Below are 18,700 nucleotides of genomic sequence, written 5' to 3'. Positions count from 1 at the left end.
TAGTTCGGAAGGAGGGTGGTCGCAAGGCGATCATCGAAAGTTTGAAGGGTGACGTATCCTTGTCTTACCCAAAAATCAGGCTGATTGTTATCTATTCGCTGCAGAATACAATAAGTTTTCTTGTCATCTGTATTTTTTGACTGTTGCGTTATTCTTGAGTTGCCACCATTGATACAAATCTTTTTTTTAGATTGATTTTTACAGTTTGTGATTTGACGCACATTAATAAAATGAAGTTTTTGGGTCTAGAACACTATGTGTTTTTATGTTTCTCTTAATAGAAATCATGTATGATAAACGTAACATTTAAAAGCACTGTCTTTGTTATAAAATTTACTTATATAATTAGTGGAGGGATGTTTGTTTACTCTAGAAAACAAAAATAATAATGTAGTTGAGACTGGCAGTTTCCTTTCAATTACTGACTTATGTGAACGGGAAAATATATCTATTACGGAAATTATAAGTGATTGGTTGAGCTTTTCAAGAAAGCTATTTGTAAAATTAGATGCTGTTCCATGTTGCTTGCAAAGACCACTCGAGGGGGATGGCGATTCGGAAATAGAAAGTATTACGTCAGGTTCTGATGAGTATCAAAGCATTTTTGGTTCAACGGCTTATAGGGTTTTTATTCCTCTAAATCCACAAGAATGTGAAATTGAAAAAAATAAAAATCCAAATGAAATTGTTTCATCTTATATTTCTTATCAAGGTCTGGCATATGGCTTTTGGGAAGTAAAGCCAACTAAAATAACTCGTTTTGCAAATGAAGGATATCATGTTGCAAATGGAACCTCACGTAATGCCATTATTAATAATCCTGGGGCAGTCATTATTAACGGCAATGCAAGTGATCATATTTTATTTTTCAATCATTCTTTTGTAATTTTCAAAGAAGATTTTTTTGTTGGACCTGACATTGAAGCTGTTTTAGATGGGTCTTTACTTACCAAAGATGCAGATGAGGTTTCACCTCAAAATATAAAATCAATAGTTGCCGGAGCGGAAAGGAACGCTGATCAAAATGTGAATGCTAAAGAAATTGTTAAAGGGGCTAAAGAAAGGGTATCTAAGGCAGAACGAGATGCTATATTTATAATGTTAAGTAAATATTATAAAAGTAAAAATGGTAAACTTGAGGCCGCACCAATCGCGAACATGTTGAATTCGGATGCCAGGGATATATTACCTGGGCGAGAATTCAGCCCGGAAACTATTCGCCGCTGGTTGAAATCAATTCAATGATGCTTCAAGTAATTTATCGTTTTTTATGGCAAATATAAAAATTCTCTAGCATTATTCATGAATTCTAATATTTGTCATTCTCAGCAATCTATGGTGGAAATTTCTAGTAGAGATTTTTTGTTGACTAATCCTTAATTATATAAAGTTAATATAGAGTATAGCTATAAATGGAAAGGTTAATATTAAGAAAAATGTATTTATGATGTTTTTTAATTATTGTGATTTGCATGATTATTGCATATCTCTTAATGAACCTCTCTTTTAACCTTTTCAATATTTATTTTTCAGGTTTTGCTAAAAATGTAATGATGCAAATGAAAAACGGTAAATACATCGAGTATGCTATTTAGCAAGAGTTACATGTATTTAAAACCCCCACATTAAGCCACCGTAAAAGCCACATCAAGCCACTTTAAGCACCACAATAAGCAATATGCACCTTAATAAGCCGTAAACTTCTTTTATATTAGGGCCTGCTTAAGCCATGCTGCATCCATCGAAACAAAGGAGGCAGTATGAAAGCAAAATTCAACAATCCAACATCAGAAGAACGCTTACAGGTATTACGCAACAATGGCGAACCTCATGATCGCCTCGTACGTGAAAAAGAGCGTCAGTACATTACATCTGTATCCCGTTCAACGGCCTGGAAACTAGAGCAAGTCGGTCAGTTTCCACTGCGTAAGTCTATTGGTCTGAAATCTTGCGGGTGGCTATTAAGTGATCTGCTCTATTGGATCAGTGAGCGTTAACATCAGGTGTTTTTTGCATTTATTTTTTTGGATGACCGAGTTCATCCTGCTATTTCTGCCATTAATAGCGGAATAGCAGTATGAGTGAAGTCTTTTTAAACGTTAACTGAATGAGAGGTATCTATGCTGTGTGGTCGTCCTTTTCCTGTACATGTGTTCCCACAGATCATCAGAAATGCGGTTTACGAAGTAGAACAGCATACGCAGGCTCCCCAGGCTTTGATTGCCGCATCAGTACTAGGGGTTATTTCTCTTGCCTGCCAGAACCGGATTGATGTGTGCAGACTGAATAATCTGCGCAGCCCGGTATCGCTTTTTTTACTGACACTGGCGGAATCGGGTGAACGCAAAAGTACGGTGGACAAACTGCTAATGAAGCCATTGTATCAACTAGAAGAAGAATGGTTTGAAAAATATACCGAGGAACTGATTATCTGGCGGAGTGAGGAAACGACTTTTAACGTTGAAAAAAAAGCCCTTATGTCAAAACTGAAATCAGATATTCGCCGTAGCAAAGATCATTCCACAACGAATGAACGGCTGAAAGCGCTGCTGGCAGCGTACCCGAAAGCACCGGTCAGGTTTAGGCAGATATTCAACGATGCCACTCCAGCGGCGATAAAAGACTATCTCAGTGGGCGCTGGCGGTCCATCGGGCTTATGTCTGATGAAGCAGGCACCATTTTTAACGGCTATGCGCTGAATGAACTGCCTTTCATCAATAAAATGTGGGATGGCGCAATGTTTCCTGTGGAAAGAAAAAGCGAGCCAGACAAATTAATCAAAGATGCCAGAATGACGCTGGCACTGATGGTTCAGCCTGATGTGTTTAAAAAAGGGTATCTGGAACGAAAAGGCGATACAGCTAAAGGGATCGGATTTTTCGCCCGGTGTTTGATGTGTCAGCCTGGTTCAACACAGGGCTACAGGCAAATTACCAGCCCGGTTGTCTCAAGCGAGCATCTGCCGGTATTTCATCAACGACTGATGGAGATCGTTAACGAAAGTATTGCCAGAAATGATGAAAATGAGCGTCAGTGCCTGCGTTTCTCTACCGAAGCTGAAAAACGCTGGCTCGAATTTTATAATAAAGTCGAGTCAGAAATGGGGTTGATTGGCTTCCTGTCCGGCTTTAAGGATTATGCCTCTAAAATGGCGGAAAATATGGCAAGGATTGCTGCGCTGCTGCATAAGGTTAATGGTGATGAAGGGGATATATCCCTTACTGCCGTAGAAGCAGCAGTAGAGATAAGTGCCTGGTATGTGGATGAGTATGTGAGAATTTTCTCTAAACCCCAGACGTTGCTGTTGGTCAGTTCAGAAGCAGATGAACTTTATTCGTGGGTAAAAGATTATTGCTACCGGTGTGTGGTGCCGTATATCAGGAAGACGACCATCTTGCAATATGGTCCAAACCGGTTCAGGAACCGGAGCAAATTGAATGAACTGCTGAGTACACTTTATTCGCAAAAAAAAATACGGGCGGAGAAGAGAGGGAAAACCATTTTCATACAACCTGTCGATATTCTTATATAACGAACAGGCCAAAGATAGGATGTAATAATTGTTTTATTAACCGATTTTCATTCCAACTAATTAAAGAGTAACTTTTAATCAGTCATCATAGGCTGTAGCTATTATTTGTCTGAAATTCAGTGTTGGATAGTTATTATATACTGTAATTAATAATGCCTGTATATATCACACTAATAAGCCATAGCCAGTAATACGATGACTGTTATCCATCGAAGGGGAATTATGAATATCTACGATAGCGAGTATGGCAGTCATGTTAAAAAATACAAAGAAAGGATTATCGATGTTATTAAAAAATCTGTTAAGGAACATAGTCGTACACTAGCAATACGTGTGGATCTCCATGATCCAATTATTCTGGACAATGGTGATACTATTTCCTGTAACGCTAATACTGATTCAGGTTCTATATCAAGATTTACTAATTCACTGAAAGCCAAACTGGCAGCAGATGAACAGCGTAAGCGCAAGGAGGGTAAACGGGTACATCCTAATACGCTCCGGTATGCGTGGGTACGTGAATTTACCAAGAATGGTAAACGCCACTTTCACATATTTCTATTTTTTAATAAGGATGCTTACTATCACCTAGGACATTTTAATCTGAATGAAGATACGTTAAGAACTATGATCACTTCGGCATGGTGTAGCGCATTAAGTCTGACTACTGAAGAGGGACAGCACTTGGTGCAGTATCCTTCTAATGGTAAATATACCCTGAATCGTGATCATATTCTTAATGATATTTATCCCGACGATTTACTGAATCGAATTGATTATCTCACCAAAGTGAAAAGCAAGAACTTTGATGACGGTTATAGAACATTTGGGAGCAGTAATAATTAACTGGCATTAATTAGCGCCCTTATCAGAGAGATAAGGGCTGGCTAGTATCAATAGGAACAATAATGATTATAGCACTATCATCAGTTGCCTTATTCCTCGTTTAAAGTATCAACAACTTGCTCTAACCATAGTCGGTCATCTTGACACCTTGTGAGATCATCTACTGGAATTACTATTAGCAAGTGGTTGAACTCATGGGAAATACGTAATTTGTTACGCAACCGCCGTTTCTGTTCTTCGACACTTCCATCCACACGCCTCGAAATAAGTATTAATTTCCGTCCTTTATTCTCAATCAGTTCACGGAAAAGCCCATTAATATGGCTATCATCTTTATTAAATCCAAAACCTACAACAACAATAGCATCAGATTCAGCATAAGCATCAAAAAGACTAACGTATCGTCTTGACATAGTTACCGATGTTAAAGGCTTTAGACCGCTTTGCGTCAGCATGAATGGAACATGGATCTGACTTTGATCTACATCATCTGGATTTTCACAAGTGATAACCGCATTTTTATAAGGATTATAATAGTCATGTACACTGCCGTTCAGGTGAATAATTTGTGGTAACTCTATATTCATACCACGGAAAACCTCTGCCAGGAGGCTGTTATAATTAGCCGTACCAATGGCTGAAATTGTTAGATTACCATCAAATGTAGCTAAATCATGATAATAACCATGATCGGGAAGATTTTCGATAGATGGTGCCTGGGCACTAATATAATCGCGTGCGATCTTGAGGAAAATAACCATCCGAGTGAACTTAGCCCATTCCGTGGATGGTGAGAAGAGATATCGAAAGTGGTCATCTATCAATTTCTGGTAGTCGAGTACTGTAGTGAACAGATTCTCTAATACTTTTTGGGCTATGGCACAGAAAAGTGTAAGGGCTGTTGCATCTTCACCGATATTGAAATTTCTATTTTCTTCCAGTAATAGCTCTAAAGCTGTTGAACCAATGCGGTTAAATTCCAGACGGAACATACCCGTAATATCATCGAAGATGGGTAAATCATCCGGTGCAGCCTCAAACAATTCTTGGTTTAGGCGTTGTACAAGAGATTGACCGTGTGCACCGACCAATAATTGCAAAAATGAAATGACATATCTTTTTAAATCATCATTGTTATCTGATTCTCGAACCACATCCAACATAGCAGAGTAATATTCGGATTCGAATAATCTAACATCTCTGGCTAGTAACTCGTTAAGGCGAATATCATGTGTATACAGACGCTCACCAATGACATGACCTGTCAACTCTGAAAATAAATTTTCTAATGTGGCTTTATCAATTCCTAGGGTTAATAAGGCATCATCACATTCTTGATCAAAACGGTTTAGACGCCGAATTATTTCTTCTCGTTTATATTCGATAGATGATTCAATAATACTGGAGAACTCGTTACGTCCAAAAGCATAAATGCTTTTATCAGCATACCCCTGAGGTAGCCAATCATTGGCGTAAGGTGAGCGTGAATCCACTAATCGCAGTTGTTGGCGGAGCTCAGTCTTATACTGACTTGGATCTTGTCTAAAAAGATCAATGGCAAATTTGCCTCCACTTGGTAAACCATACCCAATTTCCGCTCCAGCACCAAAAAAAAATCCTAAATTCATAGCCATTACCTACTTATTTAAGTTAACTAGTGGAACCGCTTATCAGTAAATAAAAATATTCTTTATAACTATGGCCTTTCAATTTATAAAAGGCCATTTTATATTCAATTTATCTTAGGGTGCTAATAGTCATTGGCAAGTCCACTACTGAATAACGTTTCCGCATTTTCAGCTACAGCTATAGCATTTCGTACATCATGCCGTTTCAAATCTAACACCCGTAACTTACCCTTTACTTCGGCGACGGATTCGATTCGTCTGTAAGCACCAGGATGATGTTCGGCATATAGCGCCAGTCCTTTCAGTTTGGGCAAAGCATCAGCCAGATGTAGGCCATGTGGATCTACCAAGTCCACAACCATTTTGTCATCCTGTTCGGCAAAGAATAGGAAATCGGGACGAACAATCTTGTACTGTTCGGCTTCAACATAGGCGATTCCCAGTGACGACTGACCTGTGAACTGTGGATTACGATACCAGAAAGCAAATCCTTCACGTTTGGTTTCGATCTCAAAGACCTTGGTTTCCCAGTGGTTCAACTGAGCCGGATAGTTCCCGCTTTCGTCACACAACAAATGGTGTTTCCATACTGGAAGGTCAGTTTCCTTCTCACCTTCACGCGCCCTTGTCATTTCAAATTTGTTCTCTGGCCTGACCAGATCCAGATCCTGCGGTTCGGTACTCATTTCGACGATTTGACGGTAAGCCTCTTTACGCTCATCTTTCAACGACTTGATCTTCGATGTGTAATCGGCCAGCCACGCCTTTGCCAGTTTATCTGCCTCGGCATCGAAGTAATCCTGCACCTCCATCACCAGCCCCAGGCTAGCAAGGGTCACACGAGCTTCCATGATTGTTTCCAGGTACTCCTCTGCATCTTCTTCTCGATCCACGACCTTATCGGCAACATATTCGACATAGGTACGTGAAACATCCGGGCTGAAGATTCGTGCTGCACGCCGGTAGGCGTCATCAATCACCGCTACGTCCGCCTCCTCCCAGAATTCGTTGAAGGTCATTGCTTTGTTCTTCAGGCTGGCAACTACCGCTTTTCCATCCACAACGAGCACTGCATTGCGCTTGTTTTGGATTTTTTCAGCATTTTCTGTCTGGAACTTGTCCAGGACAGCGTGCAAAGCAGCATGGGCTTTTTTGACTGCCCCATCAAGAATTCCGTCATCAACCAGTTCCTGTGCCAGCGCGGTCAGACGTCGGGCGGGTCTGGCTCCTTTCTGTGGTCGGGTTTGCGAAGGTAGCGCTTCAAATACTTCCCATACGGCAGCTGAAGCCGCCGGGTTAGGTTTCATCTCCACAGGGTTAACTAGGACGCGTCCGCTTGGAGGAGAGGTATCATCGCCCTTAAACAAGGTATTGACGACATCTCTCACGGTATTGGTATTAAACTTAGGCAACAGGCATTCTACTGAGTTTAAGCGCTCATTACCCGGAATACGTCTTGCCAGTGGAGTTCGCACCATACGCCCCAGCAATTGTGTAATATGTGTCCTGTCGCTGGCCGCGCGGAATGAAACCATCACTTCGGCACGCGGGCAATCCCAACCAGTGCTGATGGCATCCTTAGCAATCAGTACACGTAGCCAGGCTGATTCCTGCACCCGCTGCGGTTCAATATAAGGTACCTGATGTTGGCCGAAACGTTGTGTGGTGTGTTCACCGAAAACATGAGCAACACTATCAGTGGGCAATTCAGGATAACGGGAGAATAACGTATCCAGCCAGCGTCCGACCTCGTTCGGATCTGGCATATTGGGTACCTGGAATACCATCAGAGGCACTACTTCGCTCACGGTTTCCTGCTGCCTTGCGTACTCTGTCCAGGCATCGGTCGCTTCCCTGAGTTTGTCGGCAGCACGGCGTACCCACACTGTATCGAAGTCACCAGCTTCATCCGGCACACCCAGAATGATATCGTCCTTGATAAGTCCCGATTCCTGCACTTTAGCGGGGTCAACCACTACATTCGGCAGTTTGACATGATGACCAGCATTCACGATGGCTTTGTCGAAACGTTCAACTGTTGCGGAGATCCCCCATACTACTGGTATACCCTTTACCCCAGCCGAACCATTGATGAGCCGTTGCACAATGGTACTTTTAGCTGCTTCGCTGGAAGTCGTTGATGAACCCATCCCCCTGTGCGCTTCATCCAGCACCAAGTAAAGTGTCAGATCCGGATCTTCGATGGTGTTCTGGATGGTATCCCACAACGTATAAGCCTGCGCATCAGGTGCTGCTTCGAAAAGCCCGCCTTTATCATCGAACCCGCGCACCAATAGGCTATTCTTGCCAAACTTCTGCGTGTTAAGGAAATAGATTTTCCCGGCCTGAAACTTGCGCCGACTGAAAGGGTGTTCAACGACTACCATATCGTTATAGTTGATACGGTCACTGGCCTCCATCAGACGAAAACGGGTTTGTTCGTTCAGTGCAGGATCGTCACTGAACCAGATCACGACCGCACCGGGATCGGCATCGAAATTAAATTCGTCGTCGCCATGAAATAATGCTTCAAACGCAGCGGCAGCCATGACAGTCTTACCCGCACCGGTCACAGCCGTTAAAGAGAAGGCGCTCTTTTCATTCTCGTTATGCCAGTAACGGCGAGCCTTTCTGAGATTTACCAGCGAATCACGCACAGCATCGCGCTGGTAGTCCTTGAGAGTGAACTTCATTCTGTTTATTCCCCACTGATGAAGCTGAAATTTGTCAGGTACGATTCGTACAGACGCACAGGCTCAACGCTTTTTGGTAAACGTCTGGTGACAGCTTGGAAGTGACGATCATCGTCGGTGACGATGAAGGCCACGCGCACGTCATTAGCATGGCTAATGGCTTCAATGAAGGGTGTGGCCTGATCCATAGCCGACAGCAGGCCATAAGCATCAGTCACCGCCCATCCTTCAGCAGGCAGTTTGTCAATACGTTTGCCGCATGCGCCAGCGCGTAGCCACAGTAACGGCGCAATGTGAACAAAGGCCAAATTGTGGCTAACCGATTTCTCAGCTTCGTAGGTTAGGGTGAAAAATTCGGCGTTTTCCTCGAAGCCTTCAGACATGGGGAACTCATCGATAAATTTATAATTACCCTTAATAGGTTGTCCTTTCGGCGTTTTCCCTGTGATGGCGGCCTGTACACGTGGTTTGGTTATGTAGTCACAAATGCCCCAATTTTCCCAGTCAGGATCTCCGGGGCGAAAGCCCTGTTGTCGCAATTTTTTCTGTTCGTCGGCAGCGACTTCGTTATTAGTGACAGAGATGCACTGACGATAGCCACCATCCTGCTTGTTTAGGCGCATGACTGCGTGGGCTGTTGTACCTGAGCCACTAAAGAAATCGAGAATGATTGCTTTGGGCTTGTTAGCAACAAAAAAGCGAAGAGCGTCCTCAACAGCATAAAGCGATTTAGGGAATGGAAAAGTCCTCGACGGTAACAAGGACCGAAGAAGGGCTGTGCCATACTCTGAGGCATTATGAGATGCAATTTTCCACTGTGAGGGGGCAACTCGTCGAGTATCGCGGCGACCTGTTGCTATTAGTGAGCCATCCTCAGCACGACCATGTATTTCGAAAAGGTCAGACAATACGGCTGCATACGCACCGTCAGGAAGATAATTCACGACAAAACCATAGGAAGTGGCTCGTCCTAGTCTAACCCTACCTTGCTCAATGCGATTTCGTAATTCTGCAGGCCCAACTTGCCATACACCTTCTGAACCATCTGAACGTAGAGGCCAAATAGTCGTCAGTCCGGGTCTGTCTTGTGGGAGTTCTGCTCCTAACGGAATGCTCTCGCCAATCTCAACAATTCGTTTTCCATCGGGAGTAGCATATATTGGGAAAAAAAGCCCAGGCCGCTCCGTGCGGGAAGCGTGTGAACCACGTCGCATCATTGAGGTCCATTCTGGTGTCGATGGTGCTTTCCCTTCTTCATTATCCTCTACTGTACTTGAAGCAGAACTAGCCCAATCAGCACCAAGCTGAAGGCGTGCAGGTGATGAAGCTCCAAACATCACAAAATAGAGATATTCATCAGTACGTCGAAATCCGTTTCCACGAGAAGCTCCCTTTGGATTTATAACTGATGAAACCATCTGCACGTTAGCTTCCGGAAATATTTGTTCCAGCAACATTCCCAGCCGCAGATATTCCTTTTCATCAATAGTGACGATCAACACAGAATCCGCTGGATTTAACAATTCTTTAGCTACCAGCAAGCGACGTTCCATCATCGCCAACCATTTGCTATGTCGATAGATGTCGTCACCTTCGACGTAGTCATTATTGTACTTCCAGTCTTTTGCCCCTGTATTATACGGCGGGTCGATATAGATGGCATCCACTTTGCCCCTGTGTGTGTAGGTTAATGCCTTTAACACATGGTAGTTCTCGCCATTGATAACTGAGTGGAAAGGTTTGTCTCCGCCGCGTTGCACTTTTCCTGTACTAACCAGACCCGGCCAGATCGTGTCACGAAATTCAGCTATAACTACAAGGTCGTCAAGCGCTACAGTCTGAGTTTCGATATCAGCCGCGCCCAGCAATTCGAGATCAGCGACTTTCTTCGACTTATGAATGACTTTAACTTGCCACAGCCGTTGATCACCTTTCTTCGTTGACCCACGCTCTGGCAGCACGCGAACCTTGTCTCCCTTGCGAATAGGCCGCAATGGCAACTCAACAACTTCAGGGCTGTGTCGTTCAAAATTAAGCCCAAAGGGGAGACGTGACGATAGGATCTTGATTTCTCGATCAAGATCAGCGGCCAGTTGCGGATCTTTGGCCTTCGCTTGCGCTATTAAATCAGTCAGCCTGGACATATATTCCTTTTTTCTTATCAATTCTGAGCATTGTAGGTTCAAGCGTTCGGCTATCAGGGAAGCACAATACGTTGATTCACAGAAAGAATCAGAACGCTGAAAAATTGGCGGTAATATTAACACTAATCAACGACTTCATCGATCCTTAAACCGAGAGATGTAGGTTATTCCCGACATGCCTGTAGCCCAGTTTTCACTATCTAAGTGGCACCAGATAATCCAAATATTTTCAGACATATATCATTTCTCTGAACACAACCATCCATACGGCGAACTTGTCGGTTCGCCGTTGTTATTTTATTTTCTCTCTGGAAAAATCATGAGTAAACAAGAGGGTATCAATACCATCAACAAGGCGATGGCCGCGCTGCCTACACGACTGTCTGATACGATCCTAAAACATATACACTCGCTTACTGAATATGAACCTGTGATCGGCATTATGGGGAAAACTGGAGCAGGTAAGAGCAGTCTGTGTAATGCCTTATTTGCCGGAGAAGTCTCACCAGTCAGTGATGTTACTGCCTGTACCCGAGAACCACTACGCTTTCGTTTGCAGGTCGGCGAGCGTTATATGACGATCGTTGACCTTCCAGGTGTAGGAGAAAGCAGTGCCCGCGATACCGAGTATGCTGCGCTGTACCGTGAACAGCTTCCCCGACTGGATCTGGTGCTGTGGCTGATAAAGGCCGATGACCGGGCGCTGGCGGTGGATGAACATTTTTATCATCAGGTGATGGGTGAGACTTACCGGCATAAGGTGCTGTTTGTTATCAGCCAGTCGGATAAGGCCGAACCCACCAGCGGTAATGGTCAATTGTCTACGGAGCAGAAGCAGAATATCAGCCGCAAAATCTGCCTGCTGCACGAGCTGTTTCAACCTGTACATCCGGTGTGTGCGGTGTCGGTCCGTCTGCAGTGGGGGTTACGGGTGATGGCCGAGCGGATGATAAAGTGTCTGCCACGTGAGGCCAGTAGCCCGGTGGTGGCGCAACTGCAATCTCCCTTTCGCACAACGACAGTCCAGGAAAAAGCACGTGACGATTTTGGTGAAACGGTCGGCGCGGTACTGGACACGGTAAGTGCTTTCCCACTGATACCGGCTCCGGTACGGGCCGTAATACAGGCCGTCCGTGACACCGTGGTGTCCGTTGCCCGGGCCGTCTGGAATTTCTTCTTCTGAACGTTTAACGCCTGCCTGTTCTTTCACGAGCCCTGTCGCCTGTGCGACGGGGCTTTCTTTTATTTGTTTTCCCGTTATGAGGAGTCTGCTTATGACCCGTCTGGCTTCGCGCTTTGGCGCAGCAAATCTTATTCGTCGTGACCGTCCGTTAACCCGTGAAGAACTGTTTCGCGTGGTACCCAGCGTATTCAGTGAGGACAAACACGAATCCCGTAGTGAACGTTATACATATATTCCCACCATCTCTCTGCTGGACAGTCTGCAGCGGGAGGGCTTTCAGCCGTTCTTTGCCTGTCAGACCCGTGTACGTGACCCCGGCCGTCGTGAACATACGAAGCATATGCTGCGCCTGCGCCGGGAAGGACAGATTACCGGTAAGCAGGTGCCGGAAATTATCCTGCTCAACTCGCATGACGGCACGAGCTCATACCAGATGTTACCGGGCCTGTTCAGGGCTGTGTGTCAGAACGGTCTTGTGTGTGGCGAATCGTTTGGCGAGGTAAGGGTGCCACACAAGGGGGACGTGGTGAGTCAGGTTATTGAGGGGGCCTATGAGGTGCTGGGGATTTTTGACCGTGTGGAAGAAAAGCGGGATGCCATGCAGTCGTTGCTGTTACCGCCACCTGCGCAGCAGGCACTGGCAAAAGCCGCGCTTACGTATCGTTTTGGTGAGGACCACCAGCCTGTTACTGAATCGCAGATACTCTCCCCGCGCCGCTGGCAGGACGAAAGCAACGACCTGTGGACTACCTATCAGCGGATTCAGGAAAACCTGATTAAAGGTGGGCTCAGTGGCCGTAATGCCAAAGGCGGACGGTCGCATACCCGTGCTGTGCGTGGCATTGACGGGGACGTGAAGCTTAACCGGGCACTGTGGGTGATGGCGGAAACGCTGCTCACGCAGCTGCAGTAGCCGCTTGATGTTACCATGTTGTTAATATCGGACATCACCTGTCCGCATTGCGACGTAATCGCTGCCCTCACTCCCCCGGGATAGTCTGTAACCCCCGGCACAACTGACATTTGCAGAAATGAAAAATAGTTACTGCGGTGTCCATACCCTGACCACGCCCCTCTTTAAAGTAATCACATCATTTTCAGTCAGTTAAATTTCCCGGAGAACCTCTCATGACACAGGCAGAACGTCGCCATGACCGACTGGCGGTCAGGCTGTCGCTGATAATCAGCCGCCTGGTTGCCGGGGAAACGCTGAGCGTGCGTAAGCTGGCGGCAGAGTTTGGCGTATCGGTTCGCACGCTGCGGCGTGATTTTCGTGAGCGACTGATGTATCTGGACCTGGAGTATCAGTCCGGCTACTGCCGCCTGCGCACCGCTGGCAGTGAGATGCAGATGGTGCCTGATGTGCTTATCTTTGCCCACCGCAGCGGGCTGGCCGGGCTTTTTCCAGGTCTTGACCGCCGACTGGTGAATGCGTTGTTGATGTGTGATGAAGCGCCCTGCGTTATACCACCAGCTAATCCGGCCTCTTCGCCATCAGAGCAGTTGTCATTCTGGCGACTGGTTCAGGCGATTACTGACCGCAGAAAAGTCACGCTGCTTGCTGACGGTCAGCGTTGCGAGCGAATGGCGCCATGCCGTTTACTCATCCACCAGCAGACGTGGTATCTAATTGCCGAGCATAACGGACATATTGCCGTGTTCACGCTGGATGAAATTCATCTGGTTCAGCCCCTGCAGGAGTCTTTCCGGCGTAACGATAGTTTATGTCGCCTGGCTGAAGACCCGGTGTTCATTCAGGCCTTACCCCATTTTCGATTTATTCAGCAGTCACTGCTTGCGTTTGTTCCGGCTGATAACCGGCCGGAATAGCGCAGCTTTTTATCCACCGGGCAGTAAAGAGGAGCCCGATGCTGTTATCGCCAGTATCGTCAAAAACCGGGGTATCCAGCCGACTCCCTGCCCTGATGCTGCCCACTGATGTGCCGGTGGATATTATCCGGGGCATTTATGTATTCACAAAACCTATTTATCTGATTTCAGTAAGGAAAAAAATGAAACTGATTAAACTATTACCTCTGCTGGCAATGGTTGCTGGCTCCAGCTTTGCTGCCTCACCGGAGAGTACGGTCAAAGCATCAGGCTGTCTGGCGGTAAACGATATGCTTGAGAACCTCAATTCGCGGGAGTCCTGTGTTTCAGTCGATATCACAAGAACCTTATCTGAAGGCCGTTATCTGGCGGTTGCAAACCTGAGTAACGGCAATATCTACCCGGTCCGCATGACCCTCAGTGACGGTGTCATTACCGCACGTCCGGATACGGATGAGATTGATAAGCTCAATCAGCAGCAGGCGCAGAAACGAAGGGAAGAGCAGTTGCAGAAAAAGCTCGATTATTACAAAGCCCACCCACAGAAAGAGAGCGGGTTCGACAAAGCGAAAAAGGCACATCTGAACCTTACTCAATATCACTCAGCCGCCTGCCGGGCCATTGGCGAAAAAGTATGGGATTCCATTCATGAAAATGTGTCATGCCAGATGATTGAAAATGCGCAGCAGGTCAGTGATACAGGGCAAACGGGAACGGCCATTCTGAGCGGGCCAGGCGCAAGCAAATTTAAGCTCCCGGTGAAGTTCAGCGTGATTCAGGAAGATTTTATCCGTGTTGACGCCGATATAGCACCGGCTGCGCTGGCACAACTAAAGGCACAGATAGAAGCGTATAAAGAAAAACTGAATTAGCGCTAATGAATTGAAAAGGATAACAGTATGAAAATTATACCCTGTTTGCCAGCCCTGCTGTCTCTGCTGGCCCCGGCCTTCACTCATGCAACAGTGACCGAACAACAGTGGGGCGAATGGTACGGCAATACGGGTGGTATGGAGTTTGCGCTCAGCAGCGACAATCAGGCCGGAGAGAAGCTGACTATCAGTTGCAGTAACAAAAAGATGGTTGTTGCCTGGCAGCTTCCGAAGGAGGATTACCGCGCCACCTCTGATGAAGGAATGAACGAGGTGTATCTTCTGATAAACAATGAAAAATACTCGCTTGAGAATGAAACTTTGCTTCCTGGCGAGGCCGTTCCGGCTCAGGTGGCTTTTGAAGCGCTGAAGCACACAGGAGCAAAAGACAAACTGGCCTTCACCGCTTTACAGTCAGGGGAATCGAAACCGTTCAGTGCCCGTGGTCTTCACGACGCGCTGAAAGATATCACCTGGCAGGATTGCCTCGATCAACCCTGACGGCTTTTCACATAAGTCATTCGACCAGCCCTGTTGCACGTGTGCAACAGGGCTTTTTGCTTTTTGAGGTCATCATCATGCCTGAATCCCCGTTACTACCGCCCGGTTCTTTCACCCGGCAGCAGGCCGAAGCCATTATCAGTCGGTATCACAATGTCACCATCGAAGATGACCATCACACGCATTTTCGTCTGGTTGTGCGCGACGATGATGGCGGCATGGTCTGGCGCGCATGGAACTTTGAGCCCGATGCCGGTGCAGGACTTACCCCATATATCCGGCGCTATGGCATCCGCAGGTCATTACTCACCGACTGACAAACCCCATTCCCGACATCCATCTCCCGGACCATCCTTTATTACCCCACACGCCAGCCATCGCCGCTGGCACCTTTTATTGACGGAGACATTTACATGACAACAGCGACACAGTACGACCTTGTACCCGCTAACGAATCCGATTTCAAACTCACAGTAACGCAGGTTCCCAACGAACAACGTCTCGATTTCTGGCCGCAGCACTTTGGCTCTATCCCACAATGGATAACGCTGGAACCCCGCATTTTCGCCTGGATGGACCGCTTCTGTGATGAGTACAACGGTGGTATCTGGTCCTTTTACACGCTCAGCAATGGTGGCGCGTTTATGGCCCCTGATGTTGACAGTGACGATAAATGGCACCTGTTTAACAGCATGAACGGCAATGATGCGGAAATGAGCGTGGAAGCCGCAGGTATCGCTGTCAGCCTGATTGAATACAGCCATCACGCCTGTCGCACCGAATGCGATGCCATGACGGAGCACTATTACCGCCTGCGGGGCTATGCCCTGCAGCATCCTGAAGCTCACGCCATTCTGCGCATCATCGACTGACCGGAGAAACAACGAATGAAACAGCTTTCCTTTTTACCCGGCGAGATAGCGCCACAGGACCGGCGTCTCATCCAGCGTGCTCTCAGGGCTCTGGACCGGCACCTGCATGAGCCCGGGGTGGCCTTCACCTCCACACATGCTGTCCGTGAATGGCTGCGACTGCATATGGCCGAGCTTGAGCGGGAAGAGTTCCGGGTGATGTATCTGGATAACCAGAACCAGCTTATTGCCCATGAGACGCTCTTTAGCGGCACGATTAACCGCATCGAGGTCCATCCCCGGGAAGTGGTTAAGCGCGCCCTGTATTTCAATGCCGCAGCGGTGATACTGGCGCATAACCATCCCTCCGGCGAGACGACGCCCAGCCAGGCTGACAAAGCTCTCACGCAGCGGCTGGTACAGACACTTCAACTGGTGGATATCCGCGTCCCTGACCATCTGATTGTCGGCGGTCGGCAAATCTATTCGTTCGCAGAACACGGTCTGCTGTGAGGAATTACATGAAAATTATCAGTAAGCGCCGGGCAATGACGATATACCGCCAGCATCCTGAGTCCCGAATCTTTCGCTACTGCACCGGAAAATATCAGTGGCACGGTAGCGTCTGCCATTACAGCGGCAGGGAAGTTCCGGATATCACAGGAGTCCTGGCGGTATACGCCGAACGCCGCCAGGACCGCAACGGACCGTATGCCTGCCTGATGAGTATCACCCTGAACTGACAATAAAGAAGGTTATCAATGAGCAACATCACATGGGGCCTGCAGCGGGATATCACGCCACGCCTGGGAGCCCGTCTGGTGCAGGAGGGGAACCGGCTGCACTATCTGGCTGACCGGGCCAGTATCACCGGTAAGTTCAGTGACGACGAATGCCTGAGGTTGGATGCCACATTTCCGCATTTTATCAGCCAGATGGAATCGATGCTGACCACCGGTGAACTGAATCCCCTACACGTTCATTGCGTCACCCTGTACCACACCGGTTTTACCTGCGAAGCCGACACCCTCGGCAGTTGCGGCTACGTATACATCGCCATTTACCCCACTAAGCGCTAATTACTTTCACGAGAGCAAACATGAAACCTCAATCTGCAGCAACTTCGCGGGCGGTAAAACCCTGCCTGACACCCGTGGCTATCTGGCAAATTCTACTGACACGCCTGCTGGAACAACACTACGGCCTGACCCTGAACGACACGCCGTTCAGTGATGAATCCGTTATACAGGAACATATCGATGCAGGTATCACGCTGGCCGATGCCGTTAACTTTCTGGTGGAAAAATACGAGCTGGTTCGAATAGATCGCAAAGGATTTAGCTGGCAGGAACAATCCCCGTATCTTCGGGCTGTAGATATTCTGCGAGCACGGCAGGCAACTGGCTTGTTGCGGCAAAACCGTAACAATGCAGTACGCTGAATATTGCGTAGAACCTTCCTGATTTACATTGCTGATCTTTCCCCCTTGTTTACATATTGCATAATGCGCCTTCCATTACCTGGCGGGCGCATTTGCTTTTTACGGACCAAATATCATGCAAACTGAAGCTGAAGTATTAACCGATCATAGCGTGCTGATTTGCTCGACCAGTATTGAACGCATAGTGACAGGCCGTAATGCAGCACTTAAACAGATTGAACAACTCATTGAGCAGCTTGATGCCATTTCACGGCAAACCTCAGAAATTGGCGGGGGTACAGCGCAAGACTGGGCGATGAAATCCGGGCATCGTTACGATAGCTGGCTGACTGAGAAGGCTGATAAAGCGATGCCTGCCGTCACCCGTACAATAGATCGCAGTATCTGGCGAGACCTGATGCTGCGATCCGGCATGATGGCTTTGATGGATGCGCAGGCTCGCGACCAGTGGCATAAGAACCTTGAGGAGGGGGCGCTACCTGCCATCAGCGAGGAGAATATCCTCAGTACTTTTGAGCTGTTACATCTGAACAAAATGGATGTATTTGAGCGTGGCATTATCAATGTATTTAAAGGGCTGTCGTGGGATTACAAAACCAATAGTCCCAGCAGCTTTGGTAAAAAGATCATCGTTAACAATCTGGTGACGTATAACCGCTGGGGATTTAGTCTGAACTGGGGTTGGCGTAGGGATCAACTAGCGGACCTGGAACGAATGTTATTTCTGCTTGATGGTAAACCGATACCCGACAACCATGGTGATGTTACTACTCGGTTGATGGAACATATTCGGGACAACCTTTCGAAGGATGTTTACGAAGATGATTTCTTCAGTATCCGTTACTTTCAGAAAGGAACCGCGCACATCACTTTTAAGCGCTACGATCTGACAGAAAAGATGAATGATATCGTGGCGAAGCACTATCCAAGGATGCTGGCAGCGAGATGAACAGGGTAGGGAAGCAATTCCTTACCTGACCCATTACCTGACCCGATTCGTATAAAACGAAAAAGGAGTCAGATGATTTTTCATCTAACTCCTTGTTTTATCTGGTGGCCCCTGCTGGACTTGAACCAGCGACCAAGCGATTATGAGTCGCCTGCTCTAACCACTGAGCTAAGGGGCCTTGGCGCTGGATTATAATGTAACTGTCGATGGCAATCCAGCGCTTAAATAG

Annotated in this window: 19 protein-coding genes and 1 tRNA gene; 16 read left to right on the top strand and 4 right to left on the bottom strand. The window is 46.9% G+C overall.

Translation table 11 applies throughout. From position 1 onward, the window contains the following. Positions 1 to 360: 360 nt before the first annotated feature. From HX778_RS19845 to HX778_RS19830, 4 genes are all read left to right on the top strand, one after another. The gene (locus HX778_RS19845; RefSeq protein WP_145538377.1) at positions 361 to 1,245 is read left to right on the top strand and encodes a hypothetical protein; all 885 of its coding nucleotides are present in this window, start codon (positions 361 to 363) and stop codon (positions 1,243 to 1,245) included. 515 nt (positions 1,246 to 1,760) lie between these two features. After that, positions 1,761 to 1,997, top strand: a complete 237-nt coding sequence (locus tag HX778_RS19840; RefSeq protein WP_145538378.1) for an AlpA family transcriptional regulator — start codon at positions 1,761 to 1,763, stop codon at positions 1,995 to 1,997. 123 nt (positions 1,998 to 2,120) lie between these two features. Next, a complete protein-coding gene (locus tag HX778_RS19835) occupies positions 2,121 to 3,533 on the top strand; it encodes a YfjI family protein (protein ID WP_176982840.1) in 1,413 nt (470 codons plus the stop codon). A 222-nt stretch (positions 3,534 to 3,755) separates the two neighbouring features. Next, the gene (locus HX778_RS19830) at positions 3,756 to 4,379 is read left to right on the top strand and encodes an inovirus Gp2 family protein (RefSeq protein ID WP_145538382.1); all 624 of its coding nucleotides are present in this window, start codon (positions 3,756 to 3,758) and stop codon (positions 4,377 to 4,379) included. Positions 4,380 to 4,468: 89 nt separating this feature from the next. On the opposite strand, the gene HX778_RS19825 is transcribed toward HX778_RS19830, so the two are convergent. The 3 genes from HX778_RS19825 to HX778_RS19815 all read right to left on the bottom strand — a co-directional run bounded on the left by HX778_RS19825 (position 4,469) and on the right by HX778_RS19815 (position 10,844). Continuing rightward, complete coding sequence (locus HX778_RS19825) at positions 4,469 to 6,013, bottom strand: SIR2 family protein (protein WP_218167205.1); 1,545 nt, start codon at positions 6,011 to 6,013, stop codon at positions 4,469 to 4,471. A 116-nt stretch (positions 6,014 to 6,129) separates the two neighbouring features. Next, on the bottom strand, positions 6,130 to 8,700 hold the full coding sequence (locus HX778_RS19820; RefSeq protein ID WP_145538384.1) for a DEAD/DEAH box helicase: 2,571 nt from the start codon (positions 8,698 to 8,700) through the stop codon (positions 6,130 to 6,132). Positions 8,701 to 8,705: 5 nt separating this feature from the next. Next, positions 8,706 to 10,844 carry a site-specific DNA-methyltransferase gene (locus HX778_RS19815; RefSeq protein ID WP_145538386.1) on the bottom strand — a complete coding sequence of 713 codons (2,139 nt, stop codon included), beginning with the start codon at positions 10,842 to 10,844 and terminating at the stop codon, positions 8,706 to 8,708. Between the two features lie 358 nt (positions 10,845 to 11,202). Between HX778_RS19815 and HX778_RS19810 the strand changes: the two genes are divergently transcribed. The 12 genes from HX778_RS19810 to HX778_RS19755 all read left to right on the top strand — a co-directional run bounded on the left by HX778_RS19810 (position 11,203) and on the right by HX778_RS19755 (position 18,471). Continuing rightward, positions 11,203 to 12,027: a GTPase family protein gene (locus HX778_RS19810; protein ID WP_370527405.1), complete on the top strand. Its 825-nt coding sequence runs from the start codon at positions 11,203 to 11,205 to the stop codon at positions 12,025 to 12,027. 91 nt (positions 12,028 to 12,118) lie between these two features. Further along, on the top strand, positions 12,119 to 12,940 hold the full coding sequence (locus tag HX778_RS19805; RefSeq protein WP_128451205.1) for a DUF932 domain-containing protein: 822 nt from the start codon (positions 12,119 to 12,121) through the stop codon (positions 12,938 to 12,940). Between the two features lie 215 nt (positions 12,941 to 13,155). After that, positions 13,156 to 13,857 (top strand): WYL domain-containing protein, encoded by a 702-nt coding sequence (locus HX778_RS19800; RefSeq protein WP_176982839.1) that lies wholly within the window; start codon positions 13,156 to 13,158, stop codon positions 13,855 to 13,857. 38 nt (positions 13,858 to 13,895) lie between these two features. After that, the gene (locus HX778_RS19795; RefSeq protein WP_176982838.1) at positions 13,896 to 14,729 is read left to right on the top strand and encodes a hypothetical protein; all 834 of its coding nucleotides are present in this window, start codon (positions 13,896 to 13,898) and stop codon (positions 14,727 to 14,729) included. A gap of 27 nt (positions 14,730 to 14,756) precedes the next feature. After that, positions 14,757 to 15,230 (top strand): hypothetical protein, encoded by a 474-nt coding sequence (locus HX778_RS19790; protein WP_128451208.1) that lies wholly within the window; start codon positions 14,757 to 14,759, stop codon positions 15,228 to 15,230. 77 nt (positions 15,231 to 15,307) lie between these two features. Then, the gene (locus tag HX778_RS19785) at positions 15,308 to 15,547 is read left to right on the top strand and encodes a DUF905 domain-containing protein (protein ID WP_032751322.1); all 240 of its coding nucleotides are present in this window, start codon (positions 15,308 to 15,310) and stop codon (positions 15,545 to 15,547) included. Between the two features lie 96 nt (positions 15,548 to 15,643). Then, the gene (locus tag HX778_RS19780) at positions 15,644 to 16,102 is read left to right on the top strand and encodes an antirestriction protein (protein WP_176982837.1); all 459 of its coding nucleotides are present in this window, start codon (positions 15,644 to 15,646) and stop codon (positions 16,100 to 16,102) included. 15 nt (positions 16,103 to 16,117) lie between these two features. Continuing rightward, positions 16,118 to 16,594, top strand: a complete 477-nt coding sequence (gene radC / locus HX778_RS19775; protein ID WP_176982836.1) for a DNA repair protein RadC — start codon at positions 16,118 to 16,120, stop codon at positions 16,592 to 16,594. 8 nt (positions 16,595 to 16,602) lie between these two features. After that, entirely contained in the window at positions 16,603 to 16,824 is a 222-nt protein-coding gene (locus HX778_RS19770) for a DUF987 domain-containing protein (RefSeq protein ID WP_079939379.1), read from the top strand. A gap of 18 nt (positions 16,825 to 16,842) precedes the next feature. Next, the gene (locus HX778_RS19765; RefSeq protein ID WP_176982835.1) at positions 16,843 to 17,160 is read left to right on the top strand and encodes a type IV toxin-antitoxin system YeeU family antitoxin; all 318 of its coding nucleotides are present in this window, start codon (positions 16,843 to 16,845) and stop codon (positions 17,158 to 17,160) included. Between the two features lie 20 nt (positions 17,161 to 17,180). Further along, positions 17,181 to 17,522 carry a TA system toxin CbtA family protein gene (locus HX778_RS19760; protein ID WP_145538402.1) on the top strand — a complete coding sequence of 114 codons (342 nt, stop codon included), beginning with the start codon at positions 17,181 to 17,183 and terminating at the stop codon, positions 17,520 to 17,522. A 115-nt stretch (positions 17,523 to 17,637) separates the two neighbouring features. Next, positions 17,638 to 18,471 (top strand): DUF4942 domain-containing protein, encoded by an 834-nt coding sequence (locus HX778_RS19755; RefSeq protein WP_176982834.1) that lies wholly within the window; start codon positions 17,638 to 17,640, stop codon positions 18,469 to 18,471. A 102-nt stretch (positions 18,472 to 18,573) separates the two neighbouring features. Here the strand turns inward: HX778_RS19755 and HX778_RS19750 are convergent. Beyond that, positions 18,574 to 18,649, bottom strand: a tRNA-Ile gene (locus HX778_RS19750). Positions 18,650 to 18,700: the final 51 nt, after the last annotated feature.

The sequence above is a fragment of the Cedecea sp. P7760 genome (assembly GCF_013386425.1).
Lineage (GTDB): Bacteria > Pseudomonadota > Gammaproteobacteria > Enterobacterales > Enterobacteriaceae > Cedecea > Cedecea selenatireducens.
Note: the sequence above shows the minus strand (reverse complement) of the source record. Positions and strands in the feature narration are given on the sequence as shown.